This is a genomic window from Cupriavidus neocaledonicus (assembly GCF_000372525.1).
GTDB classification, from domain to species: Bacteria; Pseudomonadota; Gammaproteobacteria; order Burkholderiales; family Burkholderiaceae; genus Cupriavidus; species Cupriavidus neocaledonicus.
The window spans coordinates 66,431-82,663 of sequence record NZ_AQUR01000086.1 but is presented as its reverse complement, the minus strand read 5'-3'; the positions used below and the strand labels follow the sequence as shown (position 1 = coordinate 82,663).

At 67.6% G+C, this 16,233-nt stretch carries 16 protein-coding genes and 1 pseudogene; 13 read left to right on the top strand and 4 right to left on the bottom strand.

Annotated elements, in window-relative coordinates; genetic code table 11:
• Positions 1-99: 99 nt before the first annotated feature.
• The 11 genes and pseudogenes from truA (at position 100) to A3AG_RS0109595 (ending at position 11,743) form a co-directional block, all read left to right on the top strand.
• A complete protein-coding gene (truA, locus tag A3AG_RS0109645) occupies positions 100-918 on the top strand; it encodes a tRNA pseudouridine(38-40) synthase TruA (protein ID WP_018005196.1) in 819 nt (272 codons plus the stop codon).
• Positions 905-1,627, top strand: coding sequence for a phosphoribosylanthranilate isomerase (locus A3AG_RS0109640; protein ID WP_018005195.1), 723 nt, complete (start codon positions 905-907; stop codon positions 1,625-1,627). Before truA ends, A3AG_RS0109640 begins: the two co-directional genes overlap by 14 nt.
• Before the next feature lie 124 nt (positions 1,628-1,751).
• The gene (gene trpB / locus A3AG_RS0109635; protein ID WP_018005194.1) at positions 1,752-2,945 is read left to right on the top strand and encodes a tryptophan synthase subunit beta; all 1,194 of its coding nucleotides are present in this window, start codon (positions 1,752-1,754) and stop codon (positions 2,943-2,945) included.
• Positions 2,945-3,874 carry a DNA-methyltransferase gene (locus A3AG_RS0109630; protein WP_018005193.1) on the top strand — a complete coding sequence of 310 codons (930 nt, stop codon included), beginning with the start codon at positions 2,945-2,947 and terminating at the stop codon, positions 3,872-3,874. Before trpB ends, A3AG_RS0109630 begins: the two co-directional genes overlap by 1 nt.
• Before the next feature lies 1 nt (position 3,875).
• On the top strand, positions 3,876-4,673 hold the full coding sequence (gene trpA, locus A3AG_RS0109625) for a tryptophan synthase subunit alpha (protein WP_018005192.1): 798 nt from the start codon (positions 3,876-3,878) through the stop codon (positions 4,671-4,673).
• Between the two features lie 181 nt (positions 4,674-4,854).
• Positions 4,855-5,727 carry an acetyl-CoA carboxylase, carboxyltransferase subunit beta gene (accD, locus tag A3AG_RS0109620; RefSeq protein WP_018005191.1) on the top strand — a complete coding sequence of 291 codons (873 nt, stop codon included), beginning with the start codon at positions 4,855-4,857 and terminating at the stop codon, positions 5,725-5,727.
• Positions 5,728-5,873: 146 nt separating this feature from the next.
• Positions 5,874-7,184 carry a bifunctional tetrahydrofolate synthase/dihydrofolate synthase gene (gene folC / locus A3AG_RS0109615; protein ID WP_018005190.1) on the top strand — a complete coding sequence of 437 codons (1,311 nt, stop codon included), beginning with the start codon at positions 5,874-5,876 and terminating at the stop codon, positions 7,182-7,184.
• A gap of 107 nt (positions 7,185-7,291) precedes the next feature.
• Positions 7,292-8,032 carry an SPOR domain-containing protein gene (locus A3AG_RS0109610; protein WP_018005189.1) on the top strand — a complete coding sequence of 247 codons (741 nt, stop codon included), beginning with the start codon at positions 7,292-7,294 and terminating at the stop codon, positions 8,030-8,032.
• Between the two features lie 40 nt (positions 8,033-8,072).
• A pseudogene (locus tag A3AG_RS31545) lies at positions 8,073-8,569 on the top strand (CvpA family protein).
• A 102-nt stretch (positions 8,570-8,671) separates the two neighbouring features.
• The gene (gene purF, locus A3AG_RS0109600) at positions 8,672-10,201 is read left to right on the top strand and encodes an amidophosphoribosyltransferase (protein WP_018005188.1); all 1,530 of its coding nucleotides are present in this window, start codon (positions 8,672-8,674) and stop codon (positions 10,199-10,201) included.
• 336 nt (positions 10,202-10,537) lie between these two features.
• Complete coding sequence (locus A3AG_RS0109595) at positions 10,538-11,743, top strand: O-succinylhomoserine sulfhydrylase (protein WP_018005187.1); 1,206 nt, start codon at positions 10,538-10,540, stop codon at positions 11,741-11,743.
• A 4-nt stretch (positions 11,744-11,747) separates the two neighbouring features.
• On the opposite strand, the gene A3AG_RS0109590 is transcribed toward A3AG_RS0109595, so the two are convergent.
• From A3AG_RS0109590 to rpsU, 4 genes are all read right to left on the bottom strand, one after another.
• Positions 11,748-12,098, bottom strand: coding sequence for a hypothetical protein (locus A3AG_RS0109590; protein WP_026164076.1), 351 nt, complete (start codon positions 12,096-12,098; stop codon positions 11,748-11,750).
• A 39-nt stretch (positions 12,099-12,137) separates the two neighbouring features.
• Complete coding sequence (locus tag A3AG_RS0109585) at positions 12,138-12,989, bottom strand: ABC transporter permease (protein WP_018005185.1); 852 nt, start codon at positions 12,987-12,989, stop codon at positions 12,138-12,140.
• A gap of 13 nt (positions 12,990-13,002) precedes the next feature.
• Complete coding sequence (gene nodI / locus A3AG_RS0109580) at positions 13,003-13,914, bottom strand: nodulation factor ABC transporter ATP-binding protein NodI (protein WP_020384444.1); 912 nt, start codon at positions 13,912-13,914, stop codon at positions 13,003-13,005.
• A 195-nt stretch (positions 13,915-14,109) separates the two neighbouring features.
• The gene (gene rpsU, locus A3AG_RS0109575; RefSeq protein ID WP_010814647.1) at positions 14,110-14,322 is read right to left on the bottom strand and encodes a 30S ribosomal protein S21; all 213 of its coding nucleotides are present in this window, start codon (positions 14,320-14,322) and stop codon (positions 14,110-14,112) included.
• A 477-nt stretch (positions 14,323-14,799) separates the two neighbouring features.
• Between rpsU and A3AG_RS0109570 the strand changes: the two genes are divergently transcribed.
• Positions 14,800-15,189, top strand: coding sequence for a cupin domain-containing protein (locus tag A3AG_RS0109570; RefSeq protein ID WP_018005183.1), 390 nt, complete (start codon positions 14,800-14,802; stop codon positions 15,187-15,189).
• A gap of 47 nt (positions 15,190-15,236) precedes the next feature.
• On the top strand, positions 15,237-16,214 hold the full coding sequence (locus A3AG_RS0109565) for a Bug family tripartite tricarboxylate transporter substrate binding protein (protein ID WP_018005182.1): 978 nt from the start codon (positions 15,237-15,239) through the stop codon (positions 16,212-16,214).
• The last annotated feature ends 19 nt before the right edge of the window (positions 16,215-16,233 follow it).

Below are 16,233 nucleotides of genomic sequence, written 5' to 3'. Positions count from 1 at the left end.
GAAGCGATGCGCCGGAAGCGTCCCTTCCGGCGCATTTGCTTTTTCGGCGCACATCGCCGGCGCGCATAGCCTGCGCGCCGCCATGCCTTTTCCCCTGACATGAACCGCATCGCCCTTGGCCTGCACTACGACGGCGCCGCCTTTTCCGGGTGGCAGTCGCAGCCGCACCGCAATACCGTCCAGGACCACCTCGAAGACGCCATCGAGCGCTTTGCCGGCGTGCGCCTGGCGACCACGGTGGCGGGCCGCACCGATACCGGCGTGCACGCGCTGGGCCAGGTGATCCACCTGGATACCGAGCTGGTGCGCGAGCCCTTTTCCTGGGTGCGCGGCGTCAACGCCTTCCTGCCGCCGTCGATCGCGCTGCAGTGGGCGCTGCCGGTGGACGATGGCTTCCATGCCCGCTTCCTGGCGTACGAGCGCATGTATTACTACGCGCTCTACACCGGTCCGCACCGGGTGCCGCTGGTGCATGGCCGCGCCGGCTACCAGATGCTGCCGCCCGGGCAACGGCTCGACGTGGATGCCATGCGCGCTGCCGCGGCGCACCTGGTCGGCGAGCACGACTTTTCCGCGTTCCGCGCCGCCGAATGCCAGGCCAAGTCGCCGGTCAAGACCATGTATGACGTGACCATCCGCGACGACGGCAACTGGGTGTTCCTGCGCTTCCGGGCCAGCGCCTTCCTGCACCACATGGTGCGCAACCTGATGGGCTGCCTGGTGGCGGTGGGACGCGGGCGCTACCCGCCGCAGTGGCTGGCGCAGGTGCTGGCGGGGCGCGACCGCAAGCTGGCGGCGCCGACCTTCATGCCGGATGGCCTCTACCTGGTCGGCGTCAAGTATCCTGATGCTTACCCGATCCCCGCGGCCGACCCGTCCGCGAGCCTGTTCCATGGAGTGTTCGATGACGCAGCCTGAGGGCAGTGCGGCGCACCTGCCGCAGCGCACCCGCATCAAGATCTGCGGCCTGACCCGCGAGGACGACGTGCGCGCTGCCGTCGACGCGGGCGCGGACGCAATCGGGCTGGTGTTCTACCCGAAGAGCCCGCGCTATGTCGACGTGGCGCAAGCCGCGGCGCTGGCCGAGGCTGCCGGGCCGTTCGTCACGGTGACGGGCCTGTTCGTCAACGCCGACCTCGAAGACATCGCCCACGTCGCCGAGCGGGTGCCGCTGACGCTGCTGCAACTGCATGGCGACGAAACCCCGCAGTTCTGCACCCAGGCCGCCCAGCGCTGCGCGTTGCCGTTCCTGCGTGCCGCCCGTGTCCGTGCGGGGCTCGATTTGGTAGAATTCGCCGATCAATACCGTGATGCCGCTGCCTTGCTGCTCGATGCCTTCGTCGAAGGCTATGGCGGTGGCGGCCACGTCTTCGACTGGACCCTGATTCCTCCGGCATGGCTTCCGCCCAATCCCCCGGTCATGGCAACCGGCAACCCGAACGCAAGCGGCGCTCCTCGCATCGTTTTGAGTGGTGGGTTGAACGCGCAAAACGTCGCTGGCGCGATTGAGCGCGTGCGCCCCTACGCCGTCGATGTCAGCAGCGGGGTAGAGGCCGCCAAGGGCGTGAAGGACCACGCCCGCATTGCCGAATTCGTGCGCGCTGTCCGCAGCGCCGAGGCCGGATGAGCCGGAGCGAAGACCGATTTCCTGCCCGCCCCGTGTCCGCCGCATCAACGCGGCCATCGCGCACCCCAGTCAACCACGCGCCCTTGCCGGCTGAGGCAAGGCCGCTGTTCCGAAGAGCCTAGACATGTACGACCTGCCCGATTCCCGCGGCCATTTCGGCCCCTATGGCGGCACCTTCGTGTCCGAAACGCTGGTGCACGCGCTCGATGAGCTGCGCGACGCCTATGCGCACTACCAGAAGGATCCTGAGTTCGACGCCGAATTCCGCCGCGAGCTGAAGCACTTCGTCGGCCGTCCGTCGCCGATCTACCACGCGCAGCGCTGGAGCGAGACGCTCGGCGGCGCACAGATCTACTTCAAGCGCGAGGACCTGAACCACACCGGCGCGCACAAGATCAACAACGTCATCGGCCAGGCGCTGCTGGCCAGGCGCATGGGCAAGCCGCGCGTGATCGCCGAGACCGGGGCAGGGCAGCACGGCGTGGCCACCGCCACCATCGCCGCGCGCTTCGGCATGGAGTGCGTGGTCTACATGGGCGCCGAGGACGTCAAGCGCCAGGCCGCCAACGTCTACCGCATGAAGCTGCTGGGCGCGACCGTGGTGCCGGTCGAAAGCGGCTCGCGCACGCTCAAGGACGCGCTCAACGAGGCCATGCGCGACTGGGTCACCAACGTCGAGAACACCTTCTACATCATCGGCACCGTGGCCGGCCCGCACCCGTACCCGATGATGGTGCGCGACTTCCAGTGCGTGATCGGCGAGGAGGCCAAGGTGCAGATGCCCGAAATGACCGGGCGCCAGCCGGATGCGGTGATCGCCTGCGTCGGCGGCGGCTCCAATGCCATGGGCATCTTCTACCCGTATATCGAGCATCAGGATGTGCAGCTGATCGGCGTCGAGGCCGCCGGCGACGGCCTCGATACCGGCCGCCACGCGGCTTCGCTGACCGGCGGCACGCCGGGCGTGCTGCACGGCAACCGCACCTACCTGCTGCAGGACGACAACGGCCAGATCATCGAGACGCATTCGGTCTCGGCCGGCCTGGACTACCCGGGCGTCGGCCCCGAGCATGCCTGGCTCAAGGACAGCGGCCGCGCGCAGTATGTGCCGGTCACCGACGAGGAGGCGCTCAAGGCCTTCCACGACTGCTGCCGCATCGAGGGCATCATCCCGGCGCTGGAATCGAGCCACGCCATCGCCTATGCCTGCGAGCTGGCGCCGACGCTGCCCAAGGACAAGCTGCTACTGGTGAACCTGTCCGGCCGCGGCGACAAGGACATGCATACCGTGGCCGAGCGCGCGGGGCTCAAGCTCTGATGCGCGCGCTGCCTCCGACCGGACTTGCCGTGGGCGGCGCCGGCGCGCCGGATGCCGCCGGCGCGCCCGACTCCGCCCAGCTGCGCCTGTTCCACGAAGACATGTTCGAGGGCATTGCCCGCCTGCCGGACGGCTCGGTCGACCTGATCGTCGCCGATCCGCCGTACGGGCTGGGCAAGGACTACGGCAACGATTCCGACCTGCTGTCGGGCCAGGCCTACCTGGACTGGTCCGAGCGCTGGATGGACGCGGTGGTGCCCAAGCTCGCCCCCAGGGGCACGCTCTACCTGTTCTGCACGTGGCAGTACTCGCCCGAGCTGTTCGTGATGCTGAAGCGGCGCCTGACCATGATCAACGAGATCATCTGGGATCGCCGCGTGCCCAGCATGGGCGGCACCACGCGCAAGTTCTCGTCGGTGCACGACAACATCGGCTTCTTCGCCAGGGCCCGCGACTACTACTTCGATCTCGACCCGGTGCGCATCCCGTACGACCCCGAGACCAAGAAGGCGCGCAGCCGGCCGCGTTTCGAAGGCAAGAAGTGGCTGGAGGTGGGCTACAACCCGAAGGACCTGTGGAGCGTCTCGCGCATCCACCGCCAGGACCCGGAGCGCGCCAACCACCCCACCCAGAAGCCGCTGGAGATCGTCGAGCGCATGGTGCTGTCGAGCTGCCCGCCGGGCGGCCTGGTGCTGGACCCGTTCGCCGGCAGCGGCACCACCGCGGTGGCGTGCCTGCGCCACGGTCGGCGCTTTGTCGGCTACGAGATCAACCCGGAGTACGTGCAGGTGGCGTGCGGGCGCGTGGCCGCGGCCGCGCAAGCCATGCCCGCGATCGAGCCCGATGGTGCCCCAAGCCTGGCCACCCCAACCCTGGCCGCCGCCAACGACGATGTCTCGCCGGCGCCGCGGCCTCACCTGATTCCCTGATATGTCCCGTATCCAGAAGACGTTCGCGGCACTGGCCGCGCAGCAGAAGAAGGGCCTGATTCCGTTCATCACCGCCGGCGATCCTGAGCCCGGCCTGACCGTGGCGCTGATGCACGCGCTGGTGGCGGGCGGCGCCGACGTGATCGAGCTGGGCGTGCCGTTCTCCGACCCGATGGCCGACGGCCCGGTGATCCAGCGCGCCTCCGAGCGCGCGCTGGCGCAGGGTGTGTCGCTCGCGCAGGTGCTGCAGTGGGTACGCGAGTTCCGCCAGACCAATGCGGACACGCCGGTGGTGCTGATGGGCTACGCCAACCCGATCGAGCGCATGGGCGAGGACGCCTTCGCCAAGGCCGCCAGCGCGGCCGGCGTCGACGGCGTGCTGGTGGTCGACTATCCGCCCGAGGAGTGCGAGTCGTTCGCCGCGCTGATGCGCGCCCACGGCATGGACCCGATCTTCCTGCTGGCGCCGACCTCGACCGATGCGCGTATCGAGGCGGTGGCCAAGGTCGCCAGCGGCTATCTTTACTATGTCTCGCTCAAGGGCGTGACCGGTTCCGCATCGATCGACCTCGACAGCGTGGCGGCGCGCCTGCCGCTGATCAAGCAGCACGCCAATCTGCCGGTAGGGGTGGGCTTCGGCATTCGCGACGCGCAGACCGCGCGCGCGATCGGCAGCGTGGCCGATGCGGTGGTGATCGGCAGCCGGCTGGTGCAGCTGCTGGAAGACACGCCGCGCGAGCAGGCGGTGTCGGCGTTGCAATCGTTTATCGCCGAGATTCGTCAGGCGCTGGACGCCTGAAGTGATGCATTGCCGGCCTGGGTGGATGCAAGAGGTGCATTATTGTGCGCAATTCGCGCGTTGCGCTTCGGGCTCACCCGGCCGTCATGGTAAATTCGCGGGTTGATTCCCTGCCTTCCGCCAACCGGCGCCCCGACCACGGGCCCTGCCGGCGGACCGCAGTCATCCGAAAGGAGCTTTCATGAGCTGGTTGGATAAACTCCTGCCCCCCAAGATTCAACAGACCGACCCCAGCACCCGCAAGGGCATCCCCGAGGGGTTGTGGGTCAAGTGCCCGTCGTGCGAGTCCACCCTGTACCGGACCGACGTCGAGGCCAACCTGCACGTCTGCCCCAAGTGCGACCACCATATGCGCATCAGCGCGCGCGCGCGCCTGGACGCGCTGCTGGACGCCGAAGGCCGCTATGAGATCGGCCAGGAGATCGTGCCGGTCGACGCGCTTAAGTTCAAGGATTCCAAGAAGTACCCCGACCGCATCAAGGCCGCCATGGACGACACCGGCGAGACCGATGCCATGGTGGTGATGGGCGGTGCCATCCACACCATCCCGGTGGTGGCGAGCTGCTTCGAGTTCGAGTTCATGGGCGGCTCGATGGGCTCGGTGGTGGGCGAGCGCTTCGTGCGCGGCGCGCAGGCCGCGCTCGAGCAGAAGGTGCCGTTCATCTGCTTTACCGCCACCGGTGGCGCGCGCATGCAGGAAAGCCTGCTGTCGCTGCTGCAGATGGCCAAGACCACGGCGATGCTGAACCAGCTGAGCGCCGCCAAGCTGCCGTTCATCAGCGTGCTGACCGACCCGACCATGGGCGGCGTGTCGGCCTCGTTCGCCTTCCTGGGCGACGTGGTGATCGCCGAACCCAAGGCGCTGATCGGCTTTGCCGGCCCGCGCGTGATCGAGCAGACCGTGCGCGAGAAGCTGCCGGAAGGCTTCCAGCGCTCGGAGTTCCTGCTGACCAAGGGCGCCGTCGACATGATCGTCGACCGCCGCAAGATGCGCGCCGAACTGGCGCAGCTGCTGGCGCTGCTGCAGAAGCAGCCGGCCGACGCGGTGGCCTGACGCCGCCAATATCGCGGTACCGAAGGCGCGGGTGGTTGACGCGCCTTTCGCCTTTTCTGGGCGGGCGCGGCGCCAGCTCTTGACTTTGCGCCCGCCTGCCCGAATCTGGTAGCAAACGCTTCAAACGCATCCCTCGCACACCTGAAATGCCTGTCTTCCACACGCTCCCCGAATGGCTCGCCCATCTCGAAACCGCCCATCCCGTGGGCATCGACATGGGCCTGACGCGCATCACGCGCGTGAAGGAAGCCCTCGGGCTGCGCATCGACGCCGCGGTCTTCACGGTGGGCGGCACCAACGGCAAGGGCTCGACCTGCGCCATGCTCGAGCGCATCCTGCTGGAAGCCGGCTACAAGGTGGGCTGCCATACCTCGCCGCACCTGATCACGTTCAACGAGCGCGCGCGCCTGAACGGCGAGATCGCCACCGACGCGCAGCTGCTGCCGCACTTCGAGGCGGTCGAGCGCGCGCGCAACAGCTTTGCCGACCCGGTCAGCCTGACGTACTTCGAATTCACCACGCTGGCGATCATCCATTTCTTCGCGGCTTCCGGCCTGGACGCGATCATCCTCGAGGTCGGGCTGGGCGGCCGCCTCGATGCGACCAATGTGATCGATACCGACTGCGCCATCATCACCAGCGTCGATATCGACCATACCCAGTACCTGGGCAACACCCGCGAGGAAATCGGCTTCGAGAAGGCCGGCATCTTCCGTCCGGGCGTGCCGGCGATCTGCGGCGACCCGGTGCCGCCCAAGTCGCTGCTGGCGCACGCCGAAGCGGTTGGCGCCGAGCTGTGGCTGGTGGGGCGCGATTACCACTTCCAGGCCGCCAAGGGCCAGGAGCGCCAGCAATGGGACTGGAGCGGCGGCGGGCGCAAGCTCAACGGCCTGGGTTATCCGGCGCTGCGCGGCGCCAACCAGCTGCTGAACGCGTCGGCGGCGCTGGCGGCGCTGCAGGCGCTGCGCGAGCGCCTGCCGGTGAGCGCGCAGGAAGTGCGCAACGGCCTGGCCTTCGTCGAGCTGCCGGGCCGGTTCCAGGTGCTGCCGGGTCGCCCGGCGGTCATCCTCGACGTGGCGCACAATCCGCATGCCGCGGCGACGCTGGGGCAGAACCTCGAGAACATGGGCTTCTTCCGCTACACCTATGCGGTGTTCGGCGCGATGCAGGACAAGGACATCGCCGGAGTGCTGCAGCATGTGGCCGACAAGGTCGACCACTGGTGCCTGTGCGACCTGCCCACCGAGCGCGCGGCCAGCGCCGCGGATCTGCTCGACAAGCTGGAAGCGGGCGGTTTCCGCCCCGGCCCGGATGCCACCGCGGCCTGCTTTTCCAGCCCCGAGGCGGCATTCCGCGACGCCATCGAGCGCGCCACCGAGAATGATAGAATTCTGGTCTTCGGATCGTTCTATACCGTCGCCGGCGTGATGGCTTACCGTGCCACGCAGGCTAACTGAAGCGGGCGTCCCGGCGCGCGCCGAGCCGGCAACCCCGGCGGCCTTGGCCGATCACTGAGCGGCAAACGCAACGAGCGGCCCACGGGGCCGTATCACCGAACCAATCTATGGGCCTGCTTTCGCTGTTTTCCTCCCGCAAGGGCAACGACCCGGCACCCGAGCGTGCCCGGCGCCAGCGCGCCGATACGGGTGCGGGCATCGCCTCGTCGCGCCGCCTGGCCGACGAGTATGCCGACGACACGCTGGACCCTGAATTCCCGCAGAAGCAGCGCGCGCGCCGCCGGCTGATCGGCGCCGTGGTGCTGATGGTGGCGGCCGTGATCGTGCTGCCGATCGTGTTCGAGACCAAGCCGCGGCCGGTGTCCGACGATGTCTCGGTCAAGGTCGCCAACGGTGTCACCGGCCCGCAGAAGCCGCGCGTCGAGCCGCGCAAGGCCGATCCGCTGCCGCCGGCGCCGGCTTCGCCGGCGTCGCGCAACGATGCCGCCGCGCTCGATGCCGGCGAAGAAATCGTCAATGCGCCGAAGCCCGCGGCGGCGCCCGCCGACAAGCCCGCGCAGCGGACCGAAGCCAAGCCCGAGGCGAAGCCTGAAACCAGGGCCGAAGCCAAGACCGGCAGCGGCAAGTACCTGATCCTGATCGGCGCGTTTTCTTCGGAAGAACGTGCCAAGGGCTGGCTGGCCAAGCTCAAGGCGAGCAAGGTGCCGGCCTATGTCGAAAGGAAAGTGCTGGCCGATGGCGAGCGCATCCTGCTGCGCGCTGGTCCTTTCAACGACCGCGACGCCGCCGACGCCGCCGACAAGCGGGTGCGGGCCGTGGGACTGACCTCGAAGGTCGTGGAACAGTAAGGGCGCCGCGGCCGGCGCGCGTGCGCGGCCGCCAGCAACGATGCAGCCGACTTTCTTCGACTATGCCGTGGTCTTCATCCTGCTGGCCTCGGGCGTGCTGGGCGTGCTGCGCGGGCTGGTGCGAGAGGTGCTGTCGCTGATCGGCTGGGTGGTGGCGTTCTGGGTGGCGTTCCGCTACGGCGCGGTGGCCGCGGGCTGGATGCCCGAATCCCTGCCGGGCGGCGAGCTGGCCCGCCATGCGCTGGGCTTCGTGGTGCTGCTGATCGGCACCGTGCTGGGGCCTCGCTGGCCGGCATGGTGGTCGGGCAATTGCTGGAGAGCACCGGCCTCAAGCCCGCCGACCGCGGCCTTGGACTGGTGTTCGGGCTGCTGCGCGGCGTGCTGCTGGTGATGGTGATGGTGACGCTGGCCAGCCTGACGAAATTGCCGGAAGAACCGTTCTGGCGCGATGCGGTGAGCCGCCCGTATGTGATGCAGGCCATGGAATCGATCAAGCCATGGCTGCCGCCGGAGCTGGCGAAGTACGTGAAGACATAAGCCGGGCACGTTGCCCGGCTGGTAGTAACGCAGGCCTTCGGGCCCGGAGGATCCCGGGCCGGGCTGCGCCCCCTGAATCAAAGCCTTTCCTGGGAGCTTGGCATGTGCGGTATCGTCGGTGTGGTTTCAGCCACCCCTGTCAACCAACTGATTTACGACAGCCTGCTGTTGTTGCAACACCGCGGACAGGATGCTGCCGGCATCGCCACCGCCAACGGCAGTACCTTCCACATGCACAAGGCCAACGGCCTGGTGCGCGATGTCTTCCGCACCCGCAACATGCGCGGCCTGCCGGGCACGGCGGGCATCGGCCAGGTGCGCTACCCGACCGCGGGGTCGGCGTCGAGCGAGGAAGAGGCGCAGCCGTTCTACGTCAACGCCCCCTACGGCATCATCCTGGCGCATAACGGCAACCTGACCAACTGGCAGCAGCTGCGCGAGGAAATGTTCCGCCGCGATCGTCGCCACATCAACACGCACTCGGACACCGAAGTGCTGCTGAACGTGCTCGCCGACGAGCTGCAGCGCGCCAGCAACGGCATGGCGCTCGATCCCGAAACGATCTTCAAGGCGGTGGCGGGCATGCACCGGCGTGTGCGCGGCTCGTACGCGATCGCCGCGCAGGTCGCCGGCTACGGCATGCTGGCCGTGCGCGATCCGTTCGGCATCCGCCCGCTGTGCCTGGGCAGCGTCGAAACCCCCACCGGCAAGGAATGGATGGTGGCCTCCGAGTCGGTGGCGCTGGAAGGCATCGGCTACAAGTTCGAACGCGACGTGGCGGCGGGCGAGGCCATCTTCATCGACCTCGACGGCAAGCTCTACAGCAAGCAATGCGCCGACAACCCGGTGCTGACGCCGTGCATCTTCGAATACGTCTACCTGGCCCGCCCGGATTCGTGCATCGACGGCGTGCCGGTCTATGACGCGCGCCTGCGCATGGGCGACTACCTGGCCGAGAAGATCCGCCAGGAAGTGTCCGCCGGCGATATCGACGTGGTCATGCCGATCCCGGACAGCAGCCGGCCGGCCGCGATGCAGGTGGCCAACCGCCTAGGCGTCAATTACCGCGAAGGCTTCTTCAAGAACCGCTACGTCGGCCGCACCTTCATCATGCCGGGCCAGGCGGTGCGCAAGAAGTCAGTGCGCCAGAAGCTCAACGCCATGGGCGTGGAGTTCAAGGGCAAGAACGTGCTGATCGTCGACGACTCGATCGTGCGCGGCACCACCTCGTTCGAGATCGTGCAGATGGCGCGCGACGCCGGCGCCAACAAGGTGATCTTCGCCTCGGCCGCGCCACCGGTGAAGTTCCCCAACGTGTACGGCATCGACATGCCGACCCGCAGCGAACTGGTGGCGCATGGCCGCACGCACGAGGAGATCGCGAAGATCATCGGCGCGGACAAGCTGGTGTACCAGGACGTGGAAGCGATGAAGCAGGCGGTGCGCGACATCAACCCCGCGCTGAAGGACTTCGACGCGTCGTGCTTCGACGGCCGCTACATCACCGGCGATATCGACGAGGCCTACCTGGACCGCCTGGAAACCGCCCGCAGCCAGGCCGACCGCGACGGCACCGGTGGCGACACCGAGCGCTCGCAACTGCACCTGCAGCGCTCCGGCGGCAACGAGTAAGCCGCGCCGCGCGCGTTGACGAACGCGATGCCCGGCCGTAACATGGCCGGGCGTCGATTTGACAGTCAGCTTGCGGACGCGGGTACAGCCCGAAACAGCTAAAGAGATGGTGGCCAGCAACGATTCCCGCTGCGCAGCGCCTTGCCGGCGCGGCGATGCCCGGAAGCCGGCCGCCACAGCCTGAAGCCCAAGGCCATACGCACACGCAGGACAGCAAGCCCGTCGATCCGGCCCATCCGATCGCACGGGCTTTTTTCATGGCCGCGCGCCGTCCGCAGGGCGGTGCGCAGCTTGTCGCAACCATCGCATTCGCGCGGGTACGACCGCGCCACCAGCATGAACCAACCGCTCAATCCCGAATCGCTCGGCATCGATACCCTTGGCGTGCGCGCCGGCACGCTGCGCAGCGAGTTCATGGAGCACTCCGAGGCCATGTACCTGACCTCGAGCTTCTGCTTCAACAGCGCGGCCGAGGCCGCCGAGCGCTTTGCCAACTCGGAAGAGGGCTACACCTATTCGCGCTTCACCAACCCGACCGTGTCGATGTTCCAGTCGCGCCTGGCCGCGCTGGAAGGGGCGCAGGCCTGCATGGCGACGGCCTCGGGCATGAGCGCGATCCTGTCGGTGGTGCTGTCGTCGATGCAGGCCGGCGACCACCTGGTCAGCTCGCGCGCGATCTTCGGCTCGACCATGACGCTGTTCAATAATATCTTCGGCAAGTTCGGCGTGGAGACGACCTTTGTCGATCCGACCGATCTCGAAGCATGGCGCGCGGCGGTGCGGCCGAACACCAGGTTGTTCTTCCTGGAGACGCCGTCGAATCCGCTCACCGAAGTGGCCGACATCGCGGCCGTGGCCGACATCGCCCACAACGCCAATGCGCTGCTGGTGGTCGACAACTGCTTCTGCTCGCCCGCGCTGCAGCAGCCGATGAAGTTCGGCGCCGACATCGTGGTGCACTCGGCCACCAAGCATATCGACGGCCAGGGCCGCGTGCTGGGCGGCGCGGTGCTGGGCACGCACGACTTCATCATGGGCAAGGTGTTCCCGTTCGTGCGCACCGCCGGCCCGACGCTGTCGGCGTTCAATGCCTGGGTGCTGCTCAAGGGCATGGAGACGCTGGCGATCCGCATGGAGCGCCATTCGGCCAGCGCGCTGGCGCTGGCGCAGTTTCTCGAATCGCACCCGGCGGTGGCGCGCGTATTTCACCCGGCGCTGGCGTCGCACCCGCAGCACCAGATCGCCATGCGCCAGCAAAGCGGCGGCGGCGCGATCGTGTCGTTCGAGCTCAAGGGCGCCACGCCCGAGCAGCAGCGCGCCAATGCCTGGCGCGTGATCGACAACACGCGGCTGTGTTCGATCACCGGCAACCTGGGCGATACCCGTACCACCATCACACACCCTTACACCACCACGCACGCACGCGTGAGCCCCGAGGCCAAGGCGGCCGCGGGCATCGGCGAAGGCCTGATCCGCCTGGCGGTGGGGCTGGAGTCGGTCGAGGACCTGAAGGCCGACCTGCTGCGCGGCCTGGGCGACTGAGGCGCTACTCGGTCGCCGCGACCACCGGGGCCGGTTCTTGCAGGACCGGCCCTTGCGGTGCCGGCGCTTGCAGTGCGGGCTCATCGCTGCCGGCCATCGCCTTTACGCCGGCGGCGGTAACGTCATAGGTGGCGCCGACCGCGGTCGAGGCCACGCTGACCGCGGCCGAGCCCACCGTCGCCACCGTCGACACCGCGGCACTGCCGACCGCCACGGTAGCGCCGACCACCATGCAGCCGGACAGCGACCCGGCGGCACAGGCGGCCGCCAGCATCAGGGCGAGGCGGGGCAGGGTGGCGGCGGTTTCGCGATCGTGGCGCAGCTTGCGACGCAAGCGGGGAAATAAAGACGGCATGGAACTCGGTAGTGGGTTGAGCCTGGCATGGGGGCGGGGTCAGCGCAGCAGCCGGCGGCGCAGCAGCACCAGGCATGCCACCAGCGCGGCCACCGCATAGGCGGCCAGCACCGCGAGGTGCAGGCCCGCACCGTCGACCGGGCGGTCCAGCATCAACGGCCGGATCAGCGCCACCGCGTGCGCCAGCGGCAGCGACTTGGCGGCGGCCTGCACGCCTTCGGGCAGCTGTTCCAGCGGGAAGAACACGCCCGACAGCAGCAGCATCGGCGTCATCACCAGGGTCTGGTAGAACATGAAGAAATCGTAGCTGGGCGCCAGCGCGGTCACGATCATCGCCAGCGCGGCGAAGGCAATCCCGGCCAGCACGATCACCGGCAGCGCCAGCAGCGCCCCCGGCATCTGCGCATAGCCGAGCGCGCCCGCCACCAGCATGATGGCCAGGCCCGACAGCACCGCCTTGCTCGCGGCCCAGGCGATCTCGCCCAGTACCACGTCGCCCAGCGTCAGCGGCGCATGCATGATGGCTTCCCAGGTGCGCTGCACATGCATGCGCGAGAACGCCGAATACATCGACTCGAAGCTGGCCGACATCATCACGCTTGACGCGGTGGTGCCGGCCGCCAGGAAGGCGATATACGACACGCCGTCGACCTGGCCGACCATCAGCCCCAGCCCGAGGCCAAGGCCGAAGAGGTAGATCATCGGGTCGGCCAGGTTGCCGATCATCGACGGGATCGCCAGCTTCTTCCACACCATGTAGTTGCGGTACCAGACCATCATCCAGTTGCGCAGGTTGCGCGGCAGCAGCGGCTGCGGATAGGTCTGGCGCGCCGCCATGGCGGTGGCGGGGGAGGCATCGGCGGCGTCCGCGCGGGGGTCCTGTTCGCTCATGTCGTCCCTTGGTTCAGTCCCGCATCTCGCGGCCGGTCAGCTTGAGGAACACGTCCTCGAGGTTGGCCGGGCGGTGCAGGTAGCGCACGCCGCTCCTGCCGTGCAGTGCCGCCAGCAGCGGGGCAGGCTCGCGCACGTAGCAGAACAGCGTCTCTCCGCTCATTTCGGTGCGCTGCGCCAGCGGCGTCAGCGTGCCGCGCAGGGTGTCCAGTTCATCGCCATAGACCTCGACCACGTCGCAGCCGATCTGGCTGTCGATCAGCTCGTGCGGCTTGCCTTCGGCGATCTTGCGGCCGCCGTCGATCACGCACAGATAGTTGCACAGCCGTTCGGCTTCTTCCATGAAGTGCGTGGTCAGCAGGATGGTCTTGCCGCTGGCCATCAGCGACTTCAGCCGCTCCCAGATCAGATGGCGCGCCTGCGGGTCCAGGCCGGTGGTGGGCTCGTCCATCACCAGCAGGTCCGGGTCGTTGATCAGCGCGCGCGCCACGGTCAGGCGCCGGCGCATGCCGCCGGAGAGGTCGCGCACCTGGGCGTCGGCGCGGTTTTCCAGGCGCGCGAATTCCAGCAGCTTCGGCACGCGCCGTTCGATCTCGGCCGACGACAGCCCGAAGTAGCGCCCGAAGATGCGCAGGTTCTCGATCACCGAGAAGTCCGGGTCGAGATTGTCGAACTGCGGCACCACGCCCACGCGCATGCGGGCCTGCGGCGCGCGCTCGGGGATGGGCTCGCCGCACAGCGTCAGGGTGCCCGCCAGGGGCGTGGTCAGGCCCAGCAGCAGCCTCAGCGTGGTGGTCTTGCCGGCGCCGTTGGGGCCCAGCAGGCCAAAGCACTGGCCACGGAAAACCTGAAGGTCGAGGTCGTCGACCACGACCGTGTCGCCGTATTGCTTGCGCACCTTGCGCAACTCGAGGATGGCAGTCAAGGCAGGGTCCGGTGTGGCGCCGCAACGGCGCAATATCCGCCATTATGCCGGTCATCCGCGCGGCGCTCAGGTGGCGCACTGCAGCAGAGCCGTGCTGGCGCGGACGCGTATGCCGCGGCACGCGGGCATAAAAAAACCGCCAGCGAACTGGCGGTTTTTATGCCTGGCGATGCCGGGCAGAGAAGCGTACCGCAATCAGTACATCTTCTTCGGCAGCATCTGCATGCGCAGGCGCTTGCGCAGGCGTGCTTCGGCGGCCTTCTTCTTGCGCTTGCGCTCGGTCGTCGGCTTCTCGTAAGCGGTACGGCTCTTGAGTTCAACGATCAGGCCAGTCTGCAGAATGGCACGACGGAAACGCCGCATTGCAACTTCAACGGGCTCACCGGGTTTCAAGACGATCTTAGTCAATTCAGTCCTTTAGGGGATTGCCGCCGGGGCGGCTGGTTCACACGGGGGGAAACTGCGGTCGCCGGAGCGACTGGTATTGCACGCGGGGCGATGCCCTGGTGCGCCCCCGCGAACCTGAAAGATGTGGACGTTTCAGTCCGTGCAACCAGTGTCAGGGGTGATAGCGCCAGGTCCGAACATTACGGGAGCCTGACAGTACCGGTTTCCATGAATGCTATACGCCCGTAACTATGGCATGTATACGACGGCGCTGTCAAGAATGCAGTGCAATGTACGCGTGATGGCACGTGGCTGATAGTTATTTTGAGAGCACTTCGGCGCCGCGGACATCCGCATGATAGCGCATCGTTTCCAACGCGCGGCGCGGACCCGTCCATTCCCTCCCGGTAAACCCGCAAACGCATCAAAATCGTTTGACGTCTGAATTCATGTGTATAAACTATTTTTCACAAACATGAATTCAGGCAGGAGAACCGCATGGCGGACCAACCCGTGTATTTCATCTCGACCGAAGAGGTCGAGGGCTACCACCCCGCCAACCATGTCGGCACGCTCAACCGCCGGCTGATCGCGCCGGAGACCGTCGGTTCGCGCCACCTGGAAGTGATCCACGGCACCATCGAGAAGGGTAAGGGCGCGTTGCCGCACGCGCATCCCGGCATCGAACAGGTCTGCTATGTGCTGGAAGGGCGCGCCATTGCCGAGGTCGGCGGCCAGCGCCGGGAGCTCGGTCCGGGCGATTGCTGCTTCTTCCCGCCCGACCAGATGCACGTCTTCACGGTGGTCAGCGATGAGCCGGCGAAGATTCTGGTGATCTATTCCCCGCCCTACGAGGAATCCCCTGAACGCGTGATACGGCCCGCCTGAGGCGCGGCGGTCACGGGCAGGGCATAAAACGACAGGAGACAACCACCGTGAAGTCCTTCAAGAACGCTTTGGCCGGCCTGGTGCTGGGTTGCAGCGCGGCGCTGGCCGCGATCCCGGCGCTTGCCGTAGATGAATTCCCTTCCAAGCCGTTGCGCCTGGTGGTGCCGTTTGCCGCCGGCAGCGGCACCGATGCGGTGGCGCGCCTGACCGCGAAGTATCTGGGCGAGTCGCTGCAGCAGCCGGTGGTGGTCGACAACAAGCCCGGCGCCAACGGCACCATCGCCGCCGAGTTCGTGGCCAAGGCGCCCGCCGACGGTTACACGCTGTTCATGACCACCAACACCACGCATTCGGCCAACCCATCGCTGATGAAGCAGTTGCGCTATGACCCGGTCAAGGATTTCACGCCGATCTCGCGCATGGGCAACCTGCCGTTCATGCTGGTGGTCAACCCGGCGCTGCCGGTCAAGACGCTGCGCGAGTTCGTCGACTATGCCAAGGCGCATCCGGGCCTGACCTATGCCAGCGGCAACAGCACCGGCATCGTCTCGGGCGCGACGCTGTCGAAGATGGCGGGGCTGAAGATGCTGCACGTGCCGTACAAGAGCACGCCGCCGGCGATGACCGACGTGATGGGCGGCCAGGTGCAGGCCATGTTCGTCGACTTTGCCGCCGGCATCGCCAACGTGCGCGCCGGCAAGCTGCGCGCGCTGGCGGTCACCACCGCGCAGCGCAGTGCGCTGCTGCCGGACCTGCCGCCGCTGGCGAGCGTGCCTGAGCTGAAAGGCTTCGACGTGACCTCGTGGAACGGCGTGTTCGCGCCGGCCGGGGTGCCGGCGCCGGTGGTCGAGCGCCTGAACCGCGAGCTGGTGGCGATCGCCACCAGCAAGCAGCATGCGGCGCAGTTCCACGCGCTCGGCTTCGAGCCGTTCGGCAGCACGCCGGCGGAGCTTAGCCAGTTTGTCGCGGCCGAGTTGCAGAAGTGGGCGCGGCTGGTGAAGGACGCGGGCATCCAGCCGGAATAAGACACCATCGAACAGACAA